Source organism: Micromonospora alfalfae (assembly GCF_022230925.1).
Lineage (GTDB): Bacteria > Actinomycetota > Actinomycetes > Mycobacteriales > Micromonosporaceae > Micromonospora > Micromonospora alfalfae.
In genome coordinates this window covers 164,964-189,487 of the sequence record NZ_JAKKFH010000019.1, presented here as the reverse complement: position 1 = coordinate 189,487, position 24,524 = coordinate 164,964, and the positions used below count along the sequence as shown (strand labels likewise).

Here is a 24,524-nt window from a genome sequence, read left to right as displayed (position 1 = left end):
CGGCACCTCATCGCGCGTAGCGTCCAGACGCGAGTGTCTGAACAGATCACACGCGCGGGGTGAGCGGTTCAAGTCGCGCGAGCAGGGTGCTCACCTCGGCGTGCAGGCGACGCAGCTCCGCAGCCGTGGGGGCCAGCTCGTAGCAGTGGTGGTGCGTGGCGGCGGAGAGCGTCGCCCAGGCGAACGCCACCCGGCGGGCGGTTTCGCCGCCCGGACCGAGCCGGCCGCGCAGCATCAGCTGCTTCGCGCGGCCCTGCCGGCACGCCGCCACGGTCGGCTTCACCCGCCGCCAGTAGGCGTCGATGCCGCCTTCGAGGGCGAGCCGGATCAGGCAGGCGCAGGCCCGCGGCCACCAGCCAGCGGTCACGGCGGTGGCGCCGAGCAGACCGGACCCGCGCAGCAGTTGATCGGCCGCCGCCAGGCAGCGCTGTGGCGTCGGCGCGGTCACGACAGCGCCGCCGCGAGGAGGCGGGCGTCCGCGACCAGGCCGGGCAGGTCCGCCAGGTACGCACCGTGCACGCCTTCCCGACACGCCTGGTACGCGTTCACCGCACGTCGTCCGTGCCGGCGGCCGAGCCAGCCGAGCACGTCACCACCCTTCTCAGCGTCATCGAACACCGCCAACGCGACGGTGGTGGCGACCCGGCGGGACGCGTCCTCGATCGCCTCCTCGATGTCGGCGTGCCGGACACCCCGCGCCACCCGGTTCCGCCAGACCGAGCGGTGGCAGGCCGCTTCGACAGCAGAGCGGCACAGTTCCGCGACCACCGGTCCGCGTACCTCTGCGGGGATCTCCTCGTTGCGCGACAGCGCGTACGCGTCGTCCAGATAGCGGGTCACCGGGTCGGAGCCGGCCCGCAGCGTCACCACCGACCTCTCCGCGCGGGTCACCCCGATGATCCGCGCCTTGCCCAGGTCGAGCCGGCGCACCGCGTCCGGCAGGCGGGTGTCGTGGGTGAAGACGACCACCTGCCGCTGCTCGGCCAGCTCGGCGAGCACCCGCGCGAGACCATCCACCTTCGACGGATCCATGCTCTGCACCGGATCATCGACCACGATGAACCGGAACGGGCTCTCCGGGGCGCAGCTTCGCGGTAGGAACGTCGCCAGCCCGAGCGCCTGCATCTCACCCTGACTCATCACACCTAGCGCCGTGCCGTTGTCGGCGCCGTCCACGCTGACCGGGAAGACCACCCGCCGCCGGGTGTTCGCGCCTTCCAACGTCATCGACCCCAGCTCGACGTTGCTCTCCTGCCGCAGCTGCGCCCAGATGTGCTGCGAGTGCCCGGCGAACGGTGCTACCCGCTCGTTGCGGATCTCCGTACCGGCGTCCCTCAACCAGGCGCGCGCGGCCTTCAACCGGGCCACTGTCACCTCCCGCGCCGGCAGTGCGCCGGCGGCGGCCGTCCACTCGCGCACGTCGGCCGCCGCCGCCCGCCAGCCGGTGTCGCGTTGCCGCAGAAACCCCTCGGCGTACGCGCGGGCCGCGTCGACCGCCGCCACCACCGCCGGGTACCGCGCCGCCAGGTGATCGGCCAGGTCGGCCGGCTCCCCAGGTACGCGCCGCAGCGCGGCCACGGCGTCACGCAGCGCCCCGACCGTCGGCTCCGACCCGGTGCCCTCGGGCACAACCAGGTCATCGATCAGGTGGTGCGTCTGCCGCAGCAGGGCCGTCAGCCGGGTCGTCGCCGTCTGGGCGGCGACACTGCGCTGCCGAAGATCGCTGAGCGACTGCGCGGCGGCGGCACGCCAGCCACCGTCGAGGGTGCCGGTGGCACAGACCGGGCACGACCCGTCGCCCTCGTCCTCGTGATGTTCGAGGGCGAGGCGGAGCAGCTCGGCGCTCCGCAGCGCGGCCCGGGACCGACCACCGTCGTACCGCTGGGCCTCGACCGCCGCCTCCCGCAACTGACCGGCGAGCCGGGTCGCCTCGTCGACCGGCGGCGGGGCGAGGGCGGTGAGCTCCCGACAGAGCAGCACCTCCCGGTCGGTGGTCGCCTCGTCCGGCTCGTCGAGGATCGCCGTCACCGCGCCGAGGTCGACAGCGCCCCGGCCACGCAGCAGCACGGCAGCCCGCCCGGCCCGGTCGTCGACGATCCCGTCGAGCGTGCCAACCAGGGCGGCGCGCTGTGCGCGTACCTCCTTGATTGCCGCTTCGTGCGGCCGGATGGCGCGCAGCAGACGCTGGTCGGCGTCGCTGAGCGCGTCCAGCCCGAGGATCGCGAAGAGCGCGTCGAAGAGCTGACTCTGCGTCCCGGCGGCGAGCTTGCCCAGCTCGGCCGCGGTGAGGAACGGCCGATACAGCTCCAGGGGGCGGGCCAGACCCAGCTCGGAGAGGCCCGCGTGCCGGCCCTGTGCGCTGGTGACCGTCACCTCGGCGTCGGCCAGTTCGGCCCCGACCGGCCAGGCCCGGTTGACCCGGGTCGGGGTGGACACCCCGTCGACGCGCAGCTCCACGCCCACCCAGCACGGGTCCGGGTTGTGCAGGTTGCGCCACCCCGTACGCCACACGCTGGTCTTGTCGGCCCACCGGGCGCTGTCACCGGTGAGGGCGAGTTCGGCGGCCTCGGCGAAGCTGGACTTGCCGGAGCCGTTGCGACCCACGACCAGTGTGAAGCCAGGGCCGGGGCCGATCTGGATGGTCCGTTCCGGGCCGACGCCACGGAACCCGGCGACGGTCACCGACTTCAACCAGATCCGATCCGCCGGACCCTCATCGGCGGGGGAGCGGGGGGCGAGCCGGGTAGGGGCGCCGGCGAGCGCGGCGGTCAGGTCCTCCTCGCCGGTGAGGGCGGCGAGGACCAGCTCGGCCGTCTCGGTCGGTACGCCGTCAGCGGCGGCGAGGCGGTCGAAGATCAGCTCGATCAGCGGGGCGGCGGTCTGTGCGGGCTGGGTCATTGTCGTCTCCAGGCGTGTGGTGTCCGCGGGTCGACTGCATGTCGGCCCGCCCGGGGTGAGCGGTGGAAGTGCGGGTTACCGCGGTCGCGCGGTCAGACCGTGGCGTTCGCGTGCCAGTCGCGCAGGAACGCGTCGACCAAGGTGTGCGCACGAGGACGCAGGTCGAAGGACTCCTCCCGCCGGCGGCGGGCCATGTGCGACAGGCCGTCGGCGGCCTCGTTGAGGGCGTGGCCGCTGTGCCCCTTGACGTGCGCGAACGTAAGGTCGGGGCGGTGGGCCACCTGCTCGGCGAGCCGGACCAGGGTCGGTTTGTCTGACCAGCGCCGCTGCCGCAGGCTGTAGCCGACGGGCATCGCGTCGGTCTCACCGGCCTGCCAGCGGTGCAGATACCGCACGGCTGTCAGGCTGTCCAGCAGCACGGCCATGCCCGCTGGCACCTCGTCATACCCGGTGAGCAGATAGTCGACCGCACGCAGTTCGTCGACGAGCACCCGGGACCTGCCGGTCGGGTCGAGGCGGCCGGTGCCCCGCCCGAGCAGACCGTAGTGGCCGTCGCTGACCACGTACCCGATGCCACCGGCGCGGCCCTTCCAGCTGGCGTCGGTCGCCGCCACCAGCGGACCGGCCGCCTTCGCCCAGCGGAGTACCCGGCCGCGCCCGCGCTGCTGGTCCGAGCGCGGCGGCGCGTGCCCGGTGTGCTCGGTGTGCTCGGCAGCGCGCCGCTCGGCGGTGTCGAGCAGTTCGGCGGCGGAGGTCAGCTCGTCGTAGTGGGCTGCGGTGAGGGCGAGGTGGACCGCATCACCGATGCCCTGGCAGTCGTCGCAACGGGTGGCGCGGGTGTAGGGACGAAGGATGAGGACGCGGTCGCGCAGGGGCGGGGGGAGCTGGGTCAGGGCGCGGAGGAACTCATCGGGGCGCACGACGCCTCCTGACGTCCGGTGATGGGGACAGGCTCATCTCACAGCTCCGACACGTCGGTCGCGACGGCGGTCAGCTTGTCGCCGGAGCGTTTCGTGCTGGCCGTCTCCTCCTGCTGGACGGAGGCGGAGTCGCCGGTCACCTCAAAGGTGTTGATGATCGGGTCCTCGGCGCCCTTGACCTCGTACGTCACCTCATAGGTGCTGGACGGGTCGAGGCCGTCGCCGGTGTAGGTGACGTCAATCCGGTAGGTGATGTTGCATCCGGCGCTGCCGAAGCACTGCTTCCGCAGGGTCTTGACCTTGAGCTTGAAGTCGCCCTTCGTCGGGGTGTCGTAGACGGGTGCGGGCGGCGCCTTCGTCGCCGGCGCGGTGGTCGGCGCCGCAGCACTGGTCGGGGCGGACGTGCTGGGGCGCGACTGGGATGCGGCGGTGGGGGCGGCCTTGCCCTGGTCGGGCGACTCCTCACCGTTCGTCGTCGCCAGCAGCACGCCGCAGCCGCCGAAGCAGAGCAGCAGCACCAGAACGGCAGCACCGGCGATGACCCAGCGGACCTGGGACCTTTTGCGGATGACGGGCTGCGGGCTCGTTGCGCCCACGGTCTCGGGCTGAGCCGGGGGCTCGGCCGACGGGTCCGGCTGGTGGTGGGGCTCGGTCATGGTTCTCTCCTTTGTTGAGCGGGATGCTGTGGAGCTGATGTCGTGAACGGATCAGGCGGACGGGATGCCGACGACCTCGACCTCGACGCCCTCGTTGCGCAGGGACTTCATCGCCCGGTAGAGCGCGACCTGGGCGAAGGTGAAGAGCGACTTCACGGTGAGCGGCTTGCCGGAGCCGAGAGCGATCGCGTAGATGACCTTGCGGGGCCGGAAGCCGGGGTCGATGACGCGCGCCGACGGCTGCTGACGGACCATCTCGGCCAGAGTGGTGCGGGCGTCGGCCTCGTACCGCAGGGCGTCGACCGACACCTCGCCCTGTGCGAAGATGTGGCTCAACGCCGAGCTGCCCTTGGCCCGCTTGACGTGGATCAGTTCGTCGTCGGGTCCGAGCAGGTCGCAGGCCTCGATACCGCGGTTGTGCTGGCTCGTCCGCAGCAGCCGCCGGTCCAGCAGGGTCAGACCGCAGACCCGCGCAGCGTGGACGTTGTACTGCTCCTCGTCCGCGTGGTCGGTGGTCCAGGCCGGGAGTGCGATGCTGGCCGGCCTGGCCAGGATCTGCTCGATCTCGTCGCGGAGGAACGCGCGGTGCCGGTCGCCGATCTCGTACCAGCCGCCCTCGTGCAGCAGGAGCTGACTCGCACCGTGCGCGAGCTGCGCGGTGATCCATCGCGACACTGCCGTGGAGCCGATCTCCTCCTCGCCGGCCGCATCCGCGTAGAGGGTGACGCGTCCCTTGCAGAGCGACGTCCACCGCTCGCCGTCTGGGACGCCCTCGGTCTGCGCGAGCACGTCTGCCAGCGTGAGTTCCGTTAGGTGCACCGGGCGGAGGCCGGACTTCGGCACCCGAAGCTTGTACGACTGGATCCGCTCGATCTCGCTGACGATCCGGCCCGGTACGGCCAGCCCCACCTCCGCTGGATCCGGCAACCGGAGCAGCCGGTCCAGCTGCTCCTCCACTGTCGACAGCCGAGGGTCCCGGGCCGGCACCGGTCGGATCTGGGTGATGAACTCCAGGTCAGCGAAGGGTGCTTCCTGCTTGGAGACCCGGTCGATCTCCCGCAGGTCGGCGAGCAGGCTCGCGGGCTCGACGCCGAGGTGGATGCGCAGGGTGTCGCTGCCCTCGACCGGGGTGGCCTTGCCCGTGGACCGGCAGACGGTGAGGTTCGGGTTGAACGTCCGACCGCAGACCTGGCCGACGATCTCGCCCCACTTGTCGATGCCGTACATCCGGATGTGCTGACCGCCCGGGACCATGTTGCGGTCCACCCGGCCGGAGGTGCCGAACACCCGCCGGCGTACCTGCTTGATCTCGTCGGGGGCGAGCGACCGCACCGCGAAGCCGATCCCGAAGCCCGAGTTGGCCAGGTCCAGATCGACCATGTGACGGCCCACGGTGCCGTAGGCGAGGGCGTAGACGTGCTCGTCGACCGCGACGAGCAGCGCGGCACCGCCACTGCTGAAACCCAGGTCGATCGTCTCCCCGGTCAACGAGGCGAGCACGTCGCACCAGTCGGCCCGCTCGCGCGGCACCGTCCCGTGTACCAGCAGCGCCGGTGCACCGGCGACCAGGCGCTCCTCGACCATGAAGTCGTGCTGTCGCACGTAGCGGTGGTTCACCGCCTCATGCAGACCTTCGACGGTCGGCGTCACCCGTTCCAGCTGGTAGACCGACGTCAGATAGGTGCCCTCCGGCCGCTCGGGCAGGTCGAGGGCGAAGAGGGTAGGCACTTCGTAGGGCGGACGGGTGACGTCCTTGCGGACGACACGACGGTTGGTCGGTCTGGTCGTGGTCGGCTGGCTCGCACGGCGCACGTCGATCTCCTCGCGTTGAGAATCGGGGTGGCGGTGGCGGTGGTGCGGGGGAGGGGTGCACCGAGGGCGGCTTCGCGGGTCCCGCCCTCGGCGCGAGCGGTCAGCTCAGGGCGACGTCGACGCCGCCGGAGAACATCGAGTCGTGCAGCTCGAGCTTGGTGAGCTTGACGTTCTTGGGGATGTCGAAGACGACGACGCCGTTGACCTGGTTGCCGGGGTTGATGTCGTTGAGGAACGTCTCGGCGTTCTTGTTCGCGTAGATCGCCGCGCCGGAGTCGGCGGAGTACTCGGTGCCGTCGGCCGCGTACGCCTTCTGGCTGCTGCCGTCGAACATCTGCGCTTCCTTGCCGATGTTCTTCACGTTGAGCGTGACCAGGCAGAACTGGCCCTGCGCCTTCTGGTCGAGCGGGGCGCTGCCGACCTTGGCCACGCCGCACTTGGACGACTTGACCGTGAACTCGAACTTCCCGTCCCGTGCAGGCTCGCCGACCTTGGCGGTCTTCGGCTTGTCGTCGCCCTTGGCGCCGCCGGCGGTGTCGCTGGCGCCGCCCGCGTCGTTGCTGGAGTCGCTCGCGTTGTCCGTCGAACCAGCGCCGCAGCCGAGGGCGACGACAGCGGTGGCGAGCAAGGCGAAGGTGGTCATCTTGCGCATGGGGGTGCTCCTGTCGTTACGAAAAGGGGGATGCCGCGGCTCTGTGCCGCCGGCTCGGTGATGCCGCTGAATCAAAACAGCTACGAATGCGTCAGCGCGAGCAAAAACCTTCCGAACCACTGATAACCCGGGTTACCAGAGATTCGGGTAGACCGACGAGGAGCAGGCGTCTACTGTCGACGCGACCGTAGAAGGCGTTCCGAGAAGGAGGTGACGGCCGTGAAAACCCTGCTCACCGACCTGATCTCGCTGCCTGAGGTCGCGGCCTTGGCGGGCGTACGCCGCCCGGTCGTCACCACCTGGCGTCGCCGCCACCCAGCGTTTCCGGCACCGGCTGAGGTCGAGGCGGGGCGCCTGCTCTTCAAGGCGCGCGACGTCGTCGAGTGGTTGGTGGGGACGGGACGGGCGGAGCGCTCCACCATCGAACCCGACCTTCGGCTCCACCTGCTCGCGTGTCTTCCACTGCAGGCCGGCGTCTCGACAGGTATTGGCCGTCGCCGCAATCTGCGTCGCCATGAGCTGGTTGGCGCGATGACCGCGCTCATCTGCTTGTACCACCTCGATGACGAGCCGCTGCGTCCCGACGGCTACACGGACCGGCAAATGATCGACGCCCTCCGCGAGCGAGCGGCCGAGGCCGACTGGGACGACGAACTGCTGCGGAGCGAGATCGACACCCTCCCCCCGGACGCCGGCTGGCTCGCCGAGGTCGTCGACGAGCTGATCGAGGCCGCGTGGGGTTGCGCCCAGGCATACGAGCGGGTCCTCGCCGCCCGGCAGCGGTTCGGTATACCGGAGCTCTACGAGGACGCGATCACGCCGCAGCTGGCTCGATTGATGGCGGGCCTCTCCGGTGCTCGGGATCGTGCCGACGAGCACGGGCACCTTCAGGTGGCCGACTATCGGGCCGGTGCTGGTGATCTGCTGATGGCGGTCCGGCATGAGCTCGGCGACCACGACCCATTGGCGCTCCACGCGGCCGATCCCGACCCGTTCCTGGCGCGCGTCCTGCGCCGTCGGCTGGTCGTGCAGGGTCTGTCACGGGGCAGTTGGCAGGTGGAGATTGGCCCCGGCCCGGCGACGAGCACCTCGCCCGCCGACGTCGTGCTCCTACACCTGCCGTATCGACCGGCCGAGTCGCGCACCGACACCAACCCGTTCGCCGAGGTCAACAAGGTCACTCATGGGCTCGCTCCGGGCCAGACCGCCGTGGTGCTCGGGCCGGCGGAGCTGCTCGTGGACGCATTGCCGCCCTACCATCCGGCGGCCCGGTCTCGTAATGAACTGCTGACCACCGGTCGGGTGGAGGCAGTCGTGCAGCTTCCCGGCGGCCTCGTTTCCTTTCGGCCCGGCTACCGGACCGCGCTCTGGGTGCTCCGCAGGGAGGAGCCGTCACCGTTGCAGGGTCGGGTGCTGCTCGCCGACGTTTCGGATCGAGCCTTGACGGACCGTGTCGTGGACGAGCTCGTCGTCGACATCGTGACCTGGCGGCGGAACGGGCATCGTCCCGAGGAGCACCTGCGGGCGTACGCCAGCCAGGTGAACATCGCCGACCTCACGCCGCCCCGCCGCCCCCTTACCGCCCGGCGGCCCGCCCGTGTGCGGGACGTCGTACGCGATGGTCGGCTGACGGTCGCCGAGGTCGCCGAGATGGAGGTCGCGCTCGACGATCTCGCGGGCCCCCGACCGCGCCTGCGCAGCCGCCTGGCCGCACGAGACGAACGGGAGCAACCGGTCACGAGGTCGATCGGTGCACTGGTCCGCGAAGGGCACCTGCACATCCTTTCCGGGGTGCGCATCGCTGGTGACGATGCGGTGGCAGAGGGTCATCATCCGCTGGTCGGCCCGGACGAGATCAGCGGGCTGGCGCCGATCGGTTCCCGCCTGATCGACCGGGCGGTCTTCGCCGAGCGATACCCACGCGCGCGCCCGACCGAGCCGGGTGACGTGATCGTCAGCCTGACGCCCACACTTCGGGCCCATCACGACGCTGAGGGGTTCTCCGTTGTCGAGTTCCCGGCCCGGGTGGTTCGGATCCGACCCGACGGACGAGCCCGGTTCACGCCGCGGGTGCTCGCAGCCCTGATCAACGCCGCGCCGCAGCGACGGGCACCCGGCGCGGTACGACCCTCGTCCCGACTCACCGACCTACAGCTCCCACTACTGCCGCCGGCCGACGTCGCGCGCCTCGACGCGCTGCTCACTGCGTCGGAGGTGCGTCGTAACCTGGCACGCCGTGAACTCGAACTACTTGACGAACTCGGCCGCCGCGCTGTGGCCGGGCTCACCGACGGCATTCTGACCATCGCGGAGGGGGCGCTGGCTGGACCGCCTCGGGCCGAAGAGCAAGACTGACCGCACCGCAACGAACGCAAGGAGCAGCATGCCCCCCAGGAAGAGGGCTGCCGGGCAGAACGCACTGCCCGGCATGCCGACCATGGCCGACCTACGCGACACCCTCTGGAAGGCCGCCGACAAGCTGCGCGGCTCGATGGACGCCGCGCAGTACAAGGACTTCGTCCTTGGGCTGGTCTTCCTCAAGTACGTCTCCGATTCGTTCGAGGAGCGGCGCGAGCAGATCAGGCAGGAGGTGCTCGACCAGGGCATCCCTGAGGATCGGGTCGAGGCATTCCTCGACGACGCCGACGAGTACGCCGGGCAAGGTGTCTTCTGGGTGCCGGAGGAGGCGCGATGGACATACCTGGCGGAGAGGGCCAAGGGCGGCGAGATCGGGCTGCTGCTCGACCACGCCATGGACGTCATCATGAAGACCAACTACTCGCTGCTCGGCGTGCTGCCAAAGATCTTCAACCGAGACAACGTTGACCAGCGGCGCCTCGGTGAGCTTGTTGATCTGATTACTGACGCCCGCTTTACCGGCCACGGAGATCGCCCGGCTCGGGACGTGCTCGGCGAGGTGTACGAGTACTTCCTGGAGAAGTTCGCCCGCGCCGAGGGCAAACGCGGCGGCGAGTTCTACACCCCGCGCAGCGTCGTGGGTCTGCTGGTCGAGATGCTGGAGCCGTACTCCGGCCGTGTGTACGACCCATGCTGCGGCTCCGGGGGCATGTTCGTGCAGGCCGAGAAGTTCGTGCTCAACCATCGGGGCCGACGCGACGACATCGCCGTCTACGGCCAGGAGTTGAACGAACGCACCTGGCGGCTGGCGAAGATGAACCTTGCCATCCACGGCGTCACCGGCAACCTCAGCACGCGCTGGGAGGACACCTTCCACGCCGACAAGCACCCCGACCTGCGCGCCGACTTCATCCTGGCTAACCCGCCGTTCAACATGTCGGACTGGGCGCGCAGCGTTGAGGACCCGCGCTGGCGGTACGGCGTGCCACCGGCCGGCAACGCCAACTTCGCCTGGCTGCAGCACATCGTCTCGAAGCTCGGCGAGCGCGGCACCGCCGGTGTGGTGCTCGCTAACGGTTCGATGTCCTCGAAGCAGTCTGGGGAGGGCGAAATCCGAGCGGCGATGGTTGAGGCGGACCTGGTGTCGTGCATGGTGGCGCTGCCGCCGCAGCTCTTCCGCACGACGGCGATTCCGGTTTGCCTCTGGTTCTTCGCCAAGGACAAGGGGCCGCAGGGAGCGAAGAAGCTCGCTGACCGTCGCGGCGAGGTGCTCTTCATCGACGCCCGCAACATGGGCGCGATGGTCGACCGTACCGAGCGCATCCTCACCGACGAGGACCTTGCCAAGATCGCCGGGACGTACCACGCCTGGCGCGGCACAGCGTCCGCCCGAGCCAAGGACCGGAAGTACGAGGACGAGCTGGGCTTCTGCTATTCAGCAACGCTCGACGACATCCGTGAGCACGATCACGTACTCACGCCGGGTCGCTACGTTGGCGCGGCCGAAATCGACACCTCGGGCGATGAGCCGATCGCGGACAAGATTGATCGGCTGAGGAAGGAGCTGCACGCGCACTTCGACGAGTCCGTTCGACTGGAGCGCTCGATCCGGCAGCATTTGGAGGGCCTTGATGTCTGAAACGATCATCGGTGCCGTCCCGGACGAATGGCGTCTCACGACCCTCGGTGATCTTTGTAGATCGGGCGGCGGGGGCATTCAAACGGGGCCATTCGGTAGCCAACTACATGCATCGGATTATGTTCCGGCCGGCATCCCAAGTGTTATGCCGCAGAATATTGGGGACAACGTCATCCTGGAAGATGGCATCGCTCGCATAAATAACAATGATGCCCAGCGGCTATCACGCTATCTCCTGAGTGAAGGAGATATCGTATACTCACGGCGGGGCGACGTTGAACGTCGGGCACTTGTGAGGAGTCACCAAGATGGGTGGCTATGCGGTACAGGGTGTCTACGGGTGCGCCTCGCGGGATCGGCGGAACCGAAGTTCATTTCCTACTATCTTGGACATCCAGAGGTGCGTTCGTGGATTGTGCGCCATGCTGTGGGTGCCACAATGCCAAATCTGAACACGGCGATCCTTTCTGGCGTTCCTGTCGTCGTCCCGCCAGCAAATACACAGCGAGTTGTCGGTGAGGTGCTCGGGGCGTTAGAAGACAAGATCGCGGTCAACTCTCGGATCCTCGCAACTGCGACCGAACTGGCCGTCGCGCATGGGCAGCGATTGCTTTCGGAGGCGGGCGGGGCTGAGGTGTCTCTCGGAGATTACGCGGAGATCACCAAGGGGGTGTCCTATCGAAGCGCTGACCTTGGGGCTGGGGAGAACTTCCTGGTCACTCTGAAGTGCGTTGGGCGCGACGGGTCGTTCCAGCAAGTGGGCCTTAAACCGTACTCGGGCGAGCACAAAGGTTCGCAGGCTCTAGAGAGCGGCGATATCGTTGTAGCTCAAACCGATCTGACGCAGCGAGCAGAGGTCATCGGTCGTCCCGTGCGGGTGGTGCCCCTTAATCCAACGGGCCGACTTGTCGCGAGCCTCGACCTCGTGATCGTTAGGCCGGGCCCTGCCCTCTCGCGAGAGGTGCTTATTGCCCTTCTCGATAGCCAAGATTTTCGTGATCACGCTCTTTCCTATTGCAATGGAACGACCGTGTTGCACATGGGCGCGCGTGCCCTTCCTGACTATCGGTTTAAGATGCCGGACGGGGTGACGGTGGCAGCCGCTACCGAGTTCATGTCTCCTCTACTCCTGAAAGGTGATAGCGCAGCACGGGAGAATCGGACCCTTGTCCAGATGCGCGATACGTTGTTGCCGGGACTGCTGTCCGGGGCGATTCGGGCGCGGGATGCCGAGAAGATCCTGGAAACGGCGACATGAACGGCGAGGTTTTCGAGCCTGGGCCTGACCTAACGGAGGCGCAGTGGGAGGCCCTCGCGCTGGAGGCATTGGCCGAGCTCGGCTGGGAGCCCGTCGCCGGATCGTCGATTGCGCCCGGGACAGGGGAGCGTGAGTCGTGGTCGGAGCTGATCCTGCTCGGCCGGCTGCGTGACGCCATCGCTCGCCTCAACCCGCAGCTTCCTACGGCGCAGGTCGACGAGACGGTGACCCAGGTGCTCACCGTCCGCTCGCGGGACGCCGTGACCGAGAACCGGCGGCTGCACGAGCTGATGGTCAAGGGCCTCCGGTCCGTGGTCTACACCGACCAGCACGGCGCCGAGCACAACCCGACCGTGCGGCTCATCGACTTTCGGGACGAGGCGGCCAATGACTACCTGGCCGTCAGCCAGGTGTCCGTTACCGAGGGCGACCACAAGCGTCGCTTCGACGTCGTCTGCTATCTCAACGGGCTGCCGGTCGGGCTAATCGAGCTGAAGAAGGCCAGTGACGCGTACGCCGATCTGCGGGGTGCTCACCGACAGGTCGGCACCTACGTCGAGGAGTTGCCGTTGGCCTTCCGGGCGAACGTGGTCTGCCTGGTGTCCGACGGGATCACCGCCCGTTACGGCACCGCCTTTACCCCCTTTGAGCACTTCGCCCCCTGGAACGTTGATGACAACGGCGAGCCGGTGTCACAGCCGCCAAAGCACGACGACGACCTCGCGCTGAACCTGGCCCTCTACGGCCTGTTCACGCCGCGCCGGTTCCTGGAGCTGCTCCGCGGCTACGTCGCCTTCGCCGACGGCGGAGGCGGCGCGATCAAGCGGATTGCCAAGCCCCACCAGTACTTCGCGGTGGAGAAGGCCGTTCGCAAGACCATCGAGGCGACCCGTAGCGACGGCAAGGCCGGCGTCGTTTGGCACACCCAGGGCTCCGGCAAGTCGATGGAGATGGAGTTCTACGCCCACCAGGTCGCCACCCATCCGAGCCTTGGCAACCCGACCATTGTCGTCATCACCGACCGTACCGACCTGGACGAGCAGCTCCTGGAGGCGTTTGTCGCGAGCGAGTTGCTGCCGGAGCGACCGGTGCAGGCCGTCACGCGGGAGGGCCTCCGCACCGAGCTGACGAACCGCCGCACCGGAGGCATCATCTTCACCACGTTGCAGAAGTTCGGGCGTACGCGGGATGAGCGCGAATCGGGTCGCCACCACCCGCTGCTGTCGGATCGGCGCAACGTCATCGTCATCGTCGACGAGGCCCACCGCAGCCACTACGACAGCCTCGACGGATATGCACGTCACCTGCGCGACGCGCTGCCGCACGCGACGCTCATCGCCTTCACCGGCACGCCGATCTCGCAGGCGGACCGCGACACCCAGGCAGTGTTCGGCGACTACATCGACATCTACGACCTGACCCGCGCCGTGGACGACGGCGCCACCGTCCGCGTCTACCACGAGAGCCGACTCATCCCCGTCGACCTGCCCGCCGACATCGACCCGGAGACCATCGACGAACGGGCCGACACCGTGACCGCCGGTTTGGACGACGCCGAGAAGGCCCGCATCCAGCGCACCGTCGCGGTGATGAACGCCGTCTACGGCGCCCCTGACCGGGTGGAAGCCCTCGCCGCCGACCTGGTCGCGCACTGGCAGACGCGATCCGAGCAGATGCGTAAGTACATCGGCGGGCCCGGCAAGGCGATGATTGTCTGCGCCACCCGCGACATCTGTGCTCGCGTCTACGACGAGATGATCGCGCTGTTGCCCGACGGTTGGCACTCGGACGCCGACGATCTGGGCAAGATCAAGGTCATCTACACCGGTGGACCGGACGACGAGCCGCACATTCGTAAGCATGTCCGTCGGCCGTCCCAGACCAAGGTGATCCGGGCCCGGGCAAAGAATTCCGACGACGAGCTGGAACTCATCATCGTCCAGTCGATGCTCCTCACGGGTTTCGATTCTCCGTCGCTGCACACGCTCTACCTCGACAAGCCGATGCGCGGCGCGGCACTGATGCAGGCGCTTGCCCGGGTCAATCGGACCTTCCGCGGCAAGGAGGACGGCCTGCTGGTCGGGTACGCCCCAATCACACAAAGCCTGCACGAGGCGCTCGCCGAATACACCAAGAGCGACCAGGACACCAAGCCCGTCGGGCGGGACACCGACGAGGCCGTCGCCAAGCTGCGGGACCTGCACGACGTCCTCTGCGGCACGATCCTCGCCGGGTACGACTGGCGGGGTGTGTTGAGCTCAGGCGCCAAGAACGCCTTCATGAACGCCGGGTTCGGCACCATCGACTACCTGCGTGACCCGAGCCTACCGGAGAATCAGCCAGAGCCGGGCGAGCCGAACCTGGCCGAGCGCTTCCGGCGAGCCGCCGCCACTCTCGACCGGCTCTACGCGCTCTGCTCCAGCAGTGGCGACATCAACGACCTCCGTGACGACATCGCGTTCTTCCAGGCTGTACGCGTGTGGATGGCCAAGTTCGACGTGGAGGACCGCCGCTCGCGTGGGCTGCCCATCCCGGCGGAGGTGGCGCTATACCTGCGGCAACTGACCGCCGGCGTCATCGAGGCCGGTGGGGTTACCGACATCTACGCCGCCGCCGGCATCGACCGCCCGGACCTGTCTCACCTGGACGAGGCGTACCTGGAGCAACTGCGCGCATCCAAGACGCCCAACCTGGCGATCGAGGCGCTCCGGCGAGCCATCGAAATGACGATGCGCAAGGTGACCCGGCACAACATCGTGCGGCAGGAGGCCTTCTCCGCGCGGCTGCTCGAGCTGATGCGTCGCTACACCAACCAGAACCTGACCTCGGCGGAGATCATCGCGCAGTTGGTGGCGATGGCGAAGGAAGTGAGCGCCGAGGCCGAGCGGGGTCAGCAGTTCAGCCCCGCGCTCACCGACGACGAGTTGGCCTTCTACGACGCGGTGGCAGAGAACGAGTCGGCCGTCGTGGTAATGGGAGAGGGGCAACTCGCTGCCATCGCCCGCGACCTGGTCAAGTCCGTCCGCCGGTCCATCACCATCGACTGGACCTCCCGCGACGACGTACGCGCCAAGCTCCGCTCTACCATCAAGCGTCTGCTCGCCGTGCACGGCTACCCACCGGACGCCGCCGAGGAAGCCATCCGGCGTGTGCTGCTGCAGACCGAAACCTTCGCCGAGGAGTGGTCACCCGAGGCGCTAAGCTGACCGGTCTCTCCAACACCATCGAGAGGGCACCCTTCATGCCATCGCGTCCTCGATCAACGCCCGTTAAGGCCTTGTGGTTCCGTGAAGACTGGCTCGCCTTCAAGGCGGTCGCCGATGAGTGACCTGCGTGCCGTCGTCGAGCAGTGCGTGGAACGGCAACGGCGCTACCGCCGACCCGGTCAGCGGCTCAACGAGCAGAACACCAAGGCCGCGCTAATCGACCCGGTGATCCGGGCACTTGGCTGGGATCTCTTCGACACCGACGAAGTTCACCGTGAATACAAGCGGAGTGGTCACGAGAATCCGGTCGACTACGCCCTACTGCTGCTGCGTACCCCGCGGCTATTCATCGAGGCGAAAGGGTTAGGGGAGAACCTCGACGATCCGCGCTGGGCCAATCAGACCATCGGCTACGCGACGATGGCTGGCGTGGAGTGGGTCGCCCTGACCAATGGCGCAGAGTGGCGGGTCTACAACGCTCACGCCCCAGTGCCGATCGAGGACAAGCTTTTCCGTTCGGTGCGGCTGGAGGACGACATCGATGCCGCGCTCGAGTTGTTGTGTCTGCTCAGCAAGGAAAACATGGGGGACAACCGGATCGAGGAGCTGTGGAAGAGCTACTTCGTTGACCGGCAGGTCCACGCCAAACTGACGGATCTGTTCGCCGGATCGGATCCCGCGCCCGGACTGGTTGACCTGCTTGACAGCCGAATGCCGAGGCTGAGCCGCGAGGAAATCCGCCAGAGTCTTGTCCGGGCGCGGGCCACCTTCGACTTTCCGACGTCGGTGGCTGTAGCCGCGCAGGCCCAAGGGTCAGCCTCTCCGCCGCAGGGGTACGCGCCTCCCCTGCAGAGGCTGGCGCCCGAGCCGGACCGGCCGACGCCGGCGTATCAGTCACCCCCGACCAGAAGCTCGAAACGAGGATCGCCGGTGACGCCGGACGAGCGGAGGCTGAAGCTCGTGGATCTTCTTGCGGCTGGGCGGCTGCGGCCGGGGACTACGCTCTTTGGCCGCTACCTCGGTGAGCAACACACAGCGGAGCTGTTGGCGGATGGTCGGGTTCGCTATCGGGAAGACGTTCACAACTCACCCTCCCGCGCGGGGGAGGCGGTGAAGATCGCGATTCATGGCCGGGACATCGCCGATACCCGCAAGGCGACTGACGGGTTCGACTTCTGGCAGGCACAGGATGCGGTGGCGGGTGACGTGGTCAAGCTCAAGGAAATCCGCCGTCGCGTCGCCTCGAGCAGGTAGCAATGCCACCCGGTTGGCTTGCACTGTCCGACATCATCGCTGTGCTCGATGACGAGCGATCGCTCGACGATCTGCGGCGGTACTTCGCTACCGGCCCGAAGTTTTGCTTGTTCACCGGCAGTAAGTTTGAGGCGCTGGGCGGCGACTCTAAAGGCATGTTTCGTGACGTGGTGACCGCCGAGGACCTGATCGCTGTCGAGATGTTGAGCGTGCGCGTCCCTCCCATGGTCGCGCTCGAACTCCTGCAGGGTGAGCTCGGTCAGCAGATCAGTGATGAGCTACGCGAGATACCGATCGCCGTGGACCTGAGCGATGAAAGGGCAAAGCGGTACATCGACGACAGCGGACCGGCAGACCGTGCGTGGCACCTCCTTGTGGGCTGTCATGGCGTGAACAAGACCATCGCCGGGAAGCTCCTCGCCCGCAAGCGACCGAGGCTCATCCCGGTCTATGACAATGTTGTGGCCTGTGCCCTGCGCGGCCGCCGTGGATTCTGGCTCTGGCTGTACGACCAGCTCCGGGCCGACGGCTTCAGCCTGACCCATCGGTTGCGGAGACTTCGCGCCGAGGCCGGTATCCCAACTCTGGTTTCTGACATCCGAGTACTCGACGTCGTGATCTGGATGCGCCACCAGCCTCAACACCAGCGCAAGAACTGTCCTGGCATGACGGTAACGAGTAGGGCGGCGGAGTTGTGACGCTAGAGGAAGAGGACGAGGACTACACCACGAAGTCTGCGGATGCCAGTCGGATGGGAAAGGCCGCTGAGCATCTCGTGGCAGCGTTTTGCATCCTGGCCACCCGCGGGATGCTCAACGTGTCCACAGCGCTGGTCGACGACGAAGGGGTCGACCTCGTCTTTCACCGTCGCAACTCCACGGCGACGCTCGCGGTACAGGTCAAGGCCCGGATGTCGGACAGCAAGCGAGTGCGCTCCGAGGGCTTCGTCGCGTTCGTCCGTGCGCAGACCTTCACGCCTCGGCCGGCACTTGATCTGCTCTTCGTGGCGGTCGACGTTGCCCGCGGTGCGGTGATGAAAGCGTGGCTCGTGCCGAGCGAGATCTATGCGGCCACACTCACCGCACCCAACAGCCGGGGCCGGTACCGGTTTGTAGCCTCGATGAAGCCAGAGACCAACGATCGATGGCGTCCGTACCGTCTGGAGGCGGAGGAGTTACCCCAAGCCGTCCTCAAGCGCTTGGAAGAACTGGCGATGCCTAGTATCGCCTAGGAGGACGCGAATGCTGTAGCGGCGCGCGTCCTGCCTTTTATATGGCTGTCATCCCAGTCGCGCGATCATCGCGCAAGGCCCTCGCGCTTGATCGCGGCGAGGAACGATGTCCATGACCGAGAAGGATAGGACAATGCCGGGCCAGCGGGGTCCTTGGAGTCGCGAACGGCGACGAAGCCGGGGAGATTGTCGGCAACCTCGACACAGTTGCCGCCGTTGTCGCCGCTGCGGGTGCTCTTGCGCCAGACGGCGCTGGTCAGGTCAGTCATGCCGCATTTCTCCGACGGTTCGTTTGATCATGTCCCTTGAGTCTGCCTGACCGAGGGCGAGCGCATCCAGACCCTTCCAGACGTCTTCATAGGCCCGAAGCTCGTCGGGCTTGTCGAGGTAGAGCGCCCCGGTCAGCGACTCGCTGTAGACGACCGACGGTTCCGGTGTGGCCCGCCCGCCCTTGGTGGCCGGGAAGTCCAAGAGCACGAAGGATCCTGCGACCGCACCGGGATGTGGCCCTGCCGCGAGCGGCACGATACGAACCGACACGTTGGGCAGCTCCGAAGCTTCGAGCAGGTGGGCGAGCTGCTCACTCATCACGGTCGAGCCGCCGACGACACGGCGTAGCACCGCTTCCGAGAGAACGGCATCCAGGTGTGGCGGCTGTGGAAGCCGACGAGTGAGCAGGATCTGACGCTGCAGCCGCACCTCAACCGCCCGCTCGCGCTCCTCGATGCTCAACCGGCTCGTCGGTCGGAAAAGACCGAGTGCGTAGGCACGGGTCTGGAGCAGTCCGGGGATCAAGTTTTCACCGTACTCACGAAGGTGGGCGGCTGCCGATTCCAGCCCGACGTACAGCTCGAACCAGTTCGGCACCGCATCGCCGTACGCGTGCCACCAGCCCTTCGACTTTGTCTCCACGGCCAGCCCGCGCATCGCCTCGGTCATCTCGGGCGACACCCCGTACAGCTCGCACATCGCCTTGACGTCGAGCACCCGGACCGAGCCCTGGCCGCATTCGAGGCGCCAGATCTTCTGCCGGCTGTATTCGAGGGCTTCGGCGGCGGCGTCGAGCGTCACCCCGGCCTCGTCGCGGAACTGCCGCAGCAGCCGGCCGAGTTGCCGACGCGGCACTGTCGATCCGATGTCTTCGGGCATCCGCACACTCCCTGGTTCCAACACGCAACACCGCGTGACCTGCTCCTGCAACTCCTACGGGTTTCTGAAAAGAAAGTCAATGCACAACAGCGAAATTGCGTTGTGGAACGTTGCGCTTCCGCTCCGGACTGTCGCAGGCTGGTCACAGCACGGCGGCCGTCCGGTCCCCCCGAACGGCCGCCGTGCTCCCGGAACACCCCTTGTCCCTCCGCATCCGGAAGGCAGGCAGCGTGAACGCCAGAACCCAGCGACCGGAGCCGCCGAGCGGTGGCGCGACCTACCGCTCCGGCGCGTACATCGGTCTGTTGCCATGGCAGGTGCGCGAGCGCCGCTTCCCGCCGACCAGGCTCGGACGTCGCGGTCTGAACCCCGACGACGTGTACGCCTTCCTCGACCGCGTCGCCGGCGACATGGCCGCCGTCTACGCCGCCCTCGCCGAGAGCCGCCGTGAGACCGCCCGGATCAAGGCCGGCCTGCGTCGCTGGCAGACCGATCAGGCCCGCGCCCGCAACGAGCGGGACCAGGCCCGATGAGCCAGCGGTACGTCATCCACCTGCCGGTCGTTGCCACCGACCTGCCTGCCGCGCAACGCCTGGCCCGGGTCATCGGCCGGTGGATGCTGGTGCTGCCGATGACCGACCCCGGGGAGACCACCGTTTCCGAAGAGGACCATCAGCTCGTCCGGCACCGGGTCTTCTGTGACCTGCGCATGCCAGGCGGCCGGCGTTGCCTGCTCCGTGACGGCCACGACGGTGAGTGCTCGCGCCGCCTGCGCCGGTGACGTAAAGAACACCAGGGACGCCCGATTCACGGCGGCTCCCATAACCGGGTCGCACCACCAGCGTGACGTCATTCGCTACCGAGGTCACTCGAAGCCGCAAACCCGGCTGAGTAGGTTGCGTCCACCAGTTCCTGAAGGTGGCGAATGACGTCGATCTTGTGTTCGGTCTCCGGCAGCTGTTGCTGGCCAGTCGCCACCAGCCCGTTTCGCCAGTGCCTGATGATCTCCTGCTGCGCTGCGGCAGGCAAGCCGTCGATCCACAGTGATCCGAGGTTGTTGTCGACGATCTCCTGCAGGTGGTTGGCGGTCTGCCGGTCCGAGAGGCGGGAGATCAGGAACTCCAGTGTCCAGTCGAACAGCCCTCCGGTTGCGGTCCAGTCGACGCCGGGCTTCAGCACGATGAGGCCTGCCATTATTTCCCCACGATGAATACTCGTGGACCGAGGCTCCGGTCCGTAATGAACTGCTCGATTCGGGCCACCTGTTCCGGGTTGAACTGCGCGACGTCCACCGGCACCAGGTCTGCTTTGTCTAAATGTCGCTCAATCTGATACTGCAGTTGTGGCCACTGACGGTCAAAGAACTGGGCCGGAAAGTTGCCCACCGCATCGTAGGTCCGCCCGGCCTCGTCGACCCAGTCGGCAGAGGAGTCCGCTGGAGCGCGCTGCAGCCGTACGCCCACTTCCTGCTCCAACCGGACCGCCGTCTCTGCCTCGCCCGGACGAAATCTCCCGGTGGCCGGATCCATGCCGAGATCGTGGACTCGTTGCTGCTCCGTCACCGTATGGCCTGGAGTCTCGCGAGGCGGCTCAGGCTCTGGCGTGTTCCGGCTCGGCGGCGGCCCACCTTTCAGCAGTCGGCCCAGCGCCTGCTTGAGTTTCTCGATGAGGTCACCGAGCCGGCGCATCTCCGGAATCAGCCGTCGCAGGCTGGTCAGCAGCCCTCGCAGCAACCGCGCGATCCGCGCCCCCCACGACGCCACCAGGGTCGTCACCTGCTCCACCACCAGCGGCGCGGCCAGCCCGCCGGTGATGAGGAGTTCGCCCGCGTACACGATGATGCGGGACACGCAGGTGGCGATGGCGTCGCGGACCAGGAGCCGGACGGCGGCCACCAGGCCGGCGGCGCCTTCGGTGATCGTGGCCATGGTGTCGGCGCCCTGGGCGAGGCCGCTGATGGCTTGGCACTGTTCGTTGGCCCAGGCCCGGTAGGCGGGTCCGGCACTGCCGCCCCAGCGGGCGACGTCGGTGCGGACGGCGCGTGCCAGTTCGGCGGCGTCGTCGCGGAGCGAGCCGGCGACGTTGCGCCAGGTTTGGGCGTGCGCGGTGATCTGCGCCGGGTCGCCGGCGAGCCAGTCCAGCGCCTCGCTGAGTGGCTTGACGTGTTCGATGAGCCAGGCGATCCCGTACTGGAGCAGGGCGCCGACCGGGTCGGAGACGAACGCGAGAGCGTCAAGGCTGGCGCTCACGACGCCGATGCTGCCGTCGATCCAACTGCCGTTGCGGACGCCCTGGGCGATGAGTTCGATGTCCTCGCAGATCCACACGCCCGCCCAGGCGCTGGGCGGGGTGTCCACAGCGGCGGCGACGAGCGGGTTGGCCGTCACGGGCGCTGCCGCACTCCGTCGAGCAGGTGCTTGGCGTGGGCGTCGGACTCTCGGTACCGGTCCGCGCCGACCCGCAGCCTGCCGGCGGTGTCCCGCACCGATGCGGCGGCGCCGCCGATGCTGTCGACAAGGGTTCGTTGCAGGCCGTCGAGCAGCACCGGCATCATCGCGCAGAGCTGCCCGTAGGCGTCGGTGCCCAATCGGACGTGTTGGCCCGCCTGCTGGGCGGTGTCGAGGCTGCTGGCGCAGCGATCGAGGCGTGCGGCGTGGGCGGCCAGGTCGTCCGGGTCGACCTGGATGCCGTCACCGCCGGGCATCGTTCGATCCCTGGTCGGGGAGAAGCCGGCTGCGGTACGAGTCGACGATGGCCTGGGTGCTCGGGTCGTCGCCCAATGACTGTGTGGCCGCGTCGCTGACCTGTCGGAGCAGGTCGGCGCGCGCGGCAGTGGTGGTCTCCAGGATCTGTCGGGCGGTGTGCGCCGCGGGTTGTTGCCGGATGCGCTCGTCGAGCCGTAGGTCGATCAGTAGGCCGGCGGAGTCGACTGTGACGTCGACAGTCCGATCGGCATTGTGGGCGGCGCCGGTCAATTCGCGCATCGTCGCCGACAGCGTTTTCGCGTGTTCCGCCCGCTCGGCGAGCGATGACTCCCACTCGTCGAGTCGGCGCTCCGCCGCGTCCAGCGCAGCGTCGTCCGCCCACATGTCGACCCTCCCCGGGGGACCACTGCCGGCGGCAACCGGCGCGACATCACCGGCACGCTACCAACCGGTCGCCCTGCGTGCATGCCCTCGGGGTGAACGCCAAGGACGTTGCGCCAGGTGCAGCGAAGCGGCCACAGGAGTGTCGTCTTCGCCGAGGAGGAGTGGCAATCCGAACCACGTGACGGTCAGCTCGACGAAGATTGTCCCGTGACGAGCGACAACACGCAGCGGGGGTGGTCCGCCCGAACCATCTGGGACAGGCGGTTCGACGCCCCGCTGCGCTCGTTCCTGCGTACCGAGACCGGCGGCGCGCGGGTGGTGTTGATCGCCGCGGTGGCGGCTCTCGTCTGGGCGAACCTCAGCGCATCGTCGTACGAGTCGGTCTGGAGCACGTCTCTGTCGGTCCGGCTCGGCGACTGGCAGGTGGAGCATGACGGGCGTACCTGGATCAACAGCGGCCTGATGACGTTCTTCTTCCTGGTCGCGGGGCTGGAGTTGCGCCGCGAGTTCGACATCGGTGAGCTGCGGGAGCGGCGTCGTCTGGCGTTGCCGATGCTGGCCGGGGTCGGCGGCATGCTGGTGCCGATCGCGATCTACCTCGCCATCAACGCCGGGCACACCACGGCGGCGGGCTGGGGCGCGGTGATGGCCACCGACACGGCGCTCGCGCTCGGCGCGCTGGCCGTCTTCGGGCCACGCTTCTCGGAACGGCTGCGGGGTTTCCTGTTGACCGTCGCCGTCGTCGACGATGTGGTGGCGATCGCGGTGCTGGCCATCGCGTACCCGCATCACCCCTCGCTGACGGCGCTGGTCATCGCGGCGGCGATCTTCGGCGTCGTACTGCTCGTCCGGGGCCTCGGGGTGCGGTTCGGCCCCGTCTACGCGCTGCTCGGGGTGGCGGCCTGGCTCGCCGTCTCGATGTCCGGTGTCGACCCGGTCGCGGTGGGCCTGGTGATGGGGTTGCTGAGCTACGCCTACGCTCCCGGCCGAGGCGACCTGCAGCGGGCCAGCGACCAGTTTCGCCTCTTCCGGGAACAGCCCACCCCGCAACTCGCCCGGATGGCCCGGGCGGGGCTCACCTCTGCGCTGTCGCCGAACGAACGGTTGCAGACGCTCTACCACCCGTGGGCGAGCTACGTGGTGGTGCCACTCTTCGCGCTGGCCAACGTCGGCATCGTGATCGACGGCGACCTGCTGGCCAGGGCCGTGACCTCTCCGGTCACGCTCGGGGTCGTGCTCGCGTACGTCGTCGGCAAGCCGGCCGGGATCGTGGCCACAGCGTGGTTGGTGACCCGGCTCAGCGGCAACCGGTTCCGGCCACCAGTCGGTTGGGTTGCCGTCGTGGGGGTCGGCACGATCTCCGGCATCGGGTTCACCGTCGCGCTCCTGATCGCCACCCATGCCCTGAGCGGCCCGGCCCTCGACGAGGCGAAGTTCGGCATCCTCGTGGCGACGTTCGGCGCGTCACTCGTCACCTGGCTGGTGTTCCGCTCCGTCGGACGGCTCTCGCCAGCGCGGCGGACCCGCGCGCTGTTGGGCGTCACCGAGGGGATCGTCGACCTGATGCTGCCGGTCGACGGGGATCGCGACCACATGCGGGGGTCGCTTGAGGCGCCGGTGACTGTGGTGGAGTACGGCGACTTCGAGTGCCCCTACTGCGGGCAGGCCGAGCCGGTGGTCCGGGAGTTGCTGGCGGACTTCGCCAACATCCGGTACGTCTGGCGGCACCTGCCGCTCACCGACGTCCACCCCCATGCCCAACTCGCCGCCGAGGCCGCCGAGGCGGCGGGGGAGCAGGGCGCGTTCTGGGAGATGCACGACCTGCTGCTCGCCCACCAGGACGCGCTCAACCCCACCGACGTGCTCGGTTACGCCGAACAGCTCGGCCTGGACCTGGACGGGTTCCGGGAGCACATGGTGAAGCGTATGGGCGTGGACCGGATCGCCGAGGACGTCGACTCCGCCGACCTCAGCGGCGTCACCGGCACCCCGACCTTCTTCATCAACGGCCGGCGGCACCACGGCGCGTACGACATCACCGCGCTCTCGGCGGCGGTGAAGTCGGCGTTCGCGAGCGCGAAGCTCCGCCCCGAGTACCACCCTCGGGATCCCGGCCGCCGCGAGGGCGGGCCGGCGAGCTAACCGACGGGCACCGCGGTCGGTGCCGCCACGACCGCGGGTACGGGTGGACGCCTCGCTCACCCGCCGGCGGTCGCGGCGCCGTCGCTGGATCAACGGGGTCCGCCGCCGTGACCTCCGATCCGCCGCGGCGTCGCGGGGTGCGGAGGTGTTGGTCGGCTCCTTTGGAGCTGAATCGTTTGCGACATCACCGACGGGGCGGTGCTGCCGACTGCGGGTTTGCAGCCGGGAGGCGGAAGCGGCAGGCATTCGGTCTGATTCGT

General features: G+C 68.2%; 22 protein-coding genes. 10 read left to right on the top strand and 12 right to left on the bottom strand.

Annotated features, from left to right (window positions below; all coding sequences use genetic code 11):
- Positions 1-46: 46 nt before the first annotated feature.
- From MED01_RS16870 to MED01_RS16845, 6 genes are all read right to left on the bottom strand, one after another.
- Entirely contained in the window at positions 47-448 is a 402-nt protein-coding gene (locus MED01_RS16870; RefSeq protein ID WP_238669518.1) for a hypothetical protein, read from the bottom strand.
- Positions 445-2,898: an AAA family ATPase gene (locus tag MED01_RS16865; RefSeq protein WP_238669517.1), complete on the bottom strand. Its 2,454-nt coding sequence runs from the start codon at positions 2,896-2,898 to the stop codon at positions 445-447. The genes MED01_RS16870 and MED01_RS16865 overlap by 4 nt, the downstream gene beginning before the upstream one ends.
- Before the next feature lie 92 nt (positions 2,899-2,990).
- Complete coding sequence (locus MED01_RS36130; protein WP_238669516.1) at positions 2,991-3,818, bottom strand: ribonuclease HI; 828 nt, start codon at positions 3,816-3,818, stop codon at positions 2,991-2,993.
- Positions 3,819-3,856: 38 nt separating this feature from the next.
- Positions 3,857-4,474 carry a hypothetical protein gene (locus MED01_RS16855; protein ID WP_238669515.1) on the bottom strand — a complete coding sequence of 206 codons (618 nt, stop codon included), beginning with the start codon at positions 4,472-4,474 and terminating at the stop codon, positions 3,857-3,859.
- Positions 4,475-4,525: 51 nt separating this feature from the next.
- On the bottom strand, positions 4,526-6,286 hold the full coding sequence (locus MED01_RS16850; protein WP_238669514.1) for a DUF6119 family protein: 1,761 nt from the start codon (positions 6,284-6,286) through the stop codon (positions 4,526-4,528).
- A gap of 100 nt (positions 6,287-6,386) precedes the next feature.
- A complete protein-coding gene (locus tag MED01_RS16845; RefSeq protein WP_238669513.1) occupies positions 6,387-6,938 on the bottom strand; it encodes a DUF4352 domain-containing protein in 552 nt (183 codons plus the stop codon).
- A 219-nt stretch (positions 6,939-7,157) separates the two neighbouring features.
- Between MED01_RS16845 and MED01_RS16840 the strand changes: the two genes are divergently transcribed.
- The 7 genes from MED01_RS16840 (at position 7,158) to MED01_RS16810 (ending at position 17,884) form a co-directional block, all read left to right on the top strand.
- Positions 7,158-9,293 carry an N-6 DNA methylase family protein gene (locus tag MED01_RS16840; protein WP_238669512.1) on the top strand — a complete coding sequence of 712 codons (2,136 nt, stop codon included), beginning with the start codon at positions 7,158-7,160 and terminating at the stop codon, positions 9,291-9,293.
- A gap of 28 nt (positions 9,294-9,321) precedes the next feature.
- Positions 9,322-10,935 (top strand): class I SAM-dependent DNA methyltransferase, encoded by a 1,614-nt coding sequence (locus MED01_RS16835; protein ID WP_238669511.1) that lies wholly within the window; start codon positions 9,322-9,324, stop codon positions 10,933-10,935.
- The gene (locus tag MED01_RS16830; RefSeq protein ID WP_238669510.1) at positions 10,928-12,193 is read left to right on the top strand and encodes a restriction endonuclease subunit S; all 1,266 of its coding nucleotides are present in this window, start codon (positions 10,928-10,930) and stop codon (positions 12,191-12,193) included. Before MED01_RS16835 ends, MED01_RS16830 begins: the two co-directional genes overlap by 8 nt.
- The gene (locus tag MED01_RS16825) at positions 12,190-15,399 is read left to right on the top strand and encodes a type I restriction endonuclease subunit R (protein ID WP_238669509.1); all 3,210 of its coding nucleotides are present in this window, start codon (positions 12,190-12,192) and stop codon (positions 15,397-15,399) included. The genes MED01_RS16830 and MED01_RS16825 overlap by 4 nt, the downstream gene beginning before the upstream one ends.
- A gap of 114 nt (positions 15,400-15,513) precedes the next feature.
- Positions 15,514-16,653: a restriction system modified-DNA reader domain-containing protein gene (locus tag MED01_RS16820; protein ID WP_238669508.1), complete on the top strand. Its 1,140-nt coding sequence runs from the start codon at positions 15,514-15,516 to the stop codon at positions 16,651-16,653.
- A 2-nt stretch (positions 16,654-16,655) separates the two neighbouring features.
- A complete protein-coding gene (locus tag MED01_RS16815; protein WP_238669507.1) occupies positions 16,656-17,351 on the top strand; it encodes a DUF6308 family protein in 696 nt (231 codons plus the stop codon).
- On the top strand, positions 17,348-17,884 hold the full coding sequence (locus tag MED01_RS16810; RefSeq protein WP_238669506.1) for a hypothetical protein: 537 nt from the start codon (positions 17,348-17,350) through the stop codon (positions 17,882-17,884). The genes MED01_RS16815 and MED01_RS16810 overlap by 4 nt, the downstream gene beginning before the upstream one ends.
- A gap of 65 nt (positions 17,885-17,949) precedes the next feature.
- On the opposite strand, the gene MED01_RS16805 is transcribed toward MED01_RS16810, so the two are convergent.
- Positions 17,950-18,153, bottom strand: coding sequence for a DUF397 domain-containing protein (locus MED01_RS16805; protein WP_238669505.1), 204 nt, complete (start codon positions 18,151-18,153; stop codon positions 17,950-17,952).
- The gene (locus tag MED01_RS16800; RefSeq protein ID WP_372493670.1) at positions 18,146-19,009 is read right to left on the bottom strand and encodes a helix-turn-helix domain-containing protein; all 864 of its coding nucleotides are present in this window, start codon (positions 19,007-19,009) and stop codon (positions 18,146-18,148) included. Before MED01_RS16800 ends, MED01_RS16805 begins: the two co-directional genes overlap by 8 nt.
- A gap of 254 nt (positions 19,010-19,263) precedes the next feature.
- Here MED01_RS16800 and MED01_RS16795 point away from each other — a divergent pair, with 254 nt between their 5' ends.
- Positions 19,264-19,566, top strand: a complete 303-nt coding sequence (locus tag MED01_RS16795) for a DivIVA domain-containing protein (RefSeq protein WP_238669504.1) — start codon at positions 19,264-19,266, stop codon at positions 19,564-19,566.
- Entirely contained in the window at positions 19,563-19,814 is a 252-nt protein-coding gene (locus tag MED01_RS16790) for a hypothetical protein (protein ID WP_238669503.1), read from the top strand. Before MED01_RS16795 ends, MED01_RS16790 begins: the two co-directional genes overlap by 4 nt.
- Positions 19,815-19,882: 68 nt before the next feature.
- Here MED01_RS16790 and MED01_RS16785 read toward each other — a convergent pair whose 3' ends face one another.
- From MED01_RS16785 to MED01_RS16770, 4 genes are read right to left on the bottom strand one after another with little or no spacing between them, the layout of a single operon-like run.
- On the bottom strand, positions 19,883-20,227 hold the full coding sequence (locus MED01_RS16785; RefSeq protein ID WP_238669502.1) for a hypothetical protein: 345 nt from the start codon (positions 20,225-20,227) through the stop codon (positions 19,883-19,885).
- Positions 20,227-21,420, bottom strand: a complete 1,194-nt coding sequence (locus tag MED01_RS36125; RefSeq protein ID WP_238669501.1) for a WXG100-like domain-containing protein — start codon at positions 21,418-21,420, stop codon at positions 20,227-20,229. The genes MED01_RS16785 and MED01_RS36125 overlap by 1 nt, the downstream gene beginning before the upstream one ends.
- The gene (locus tag MED01_RS16775) at positions 21,417-21,737 is read right to left on the bottom strand and encodes a type VII secretion target (RefSeq protein ID WP_238669500.1); all 321 of its coding nucleotides are present in this window, start codon (positions 21,735-21,737) and stop codon (positions 21,417-21,419) included. Before MED01_RS16775 ends, MED01_RS36125 begins: the two co-directional genes overlap by 4 nt.
- Positions 21,724-22,122 carry a YbaB/EbfC family DNA-binding protein gene (locus MED01_RS16770; protein WP_238669499.1) on the bottom strand — a complete coding sequence of 133 codons (399 nt, stop codon included), beginning with the start codon at positions 22,120-22,122 and terminating at the stop codon, positions 21,724-21,726. Before MED01_RS16770 ends, MED01_RS16775 begins: the two co-directional genes overlap by 14 nt.
- A 207-nt stretch (positions 22,123-22,329) precedes the next feature.
- On the opposite strand from MED01_RS16770, the gene MED01_RS16765 reads away from it, so the two are divergent.
- Positions 22,330-24,264, top strand: coding sequence for a Na+/H+ antiporter NhaA (locus MED01_RS16765; protein ID WP_238669498.1), 1,935 nt, complete (start codon positions 22,330-22,332; stop codon positions 24,262-24,264).
- The last annotated feature ends 260 nt before the right edge of the window (positions 24,265-24,524 follow it).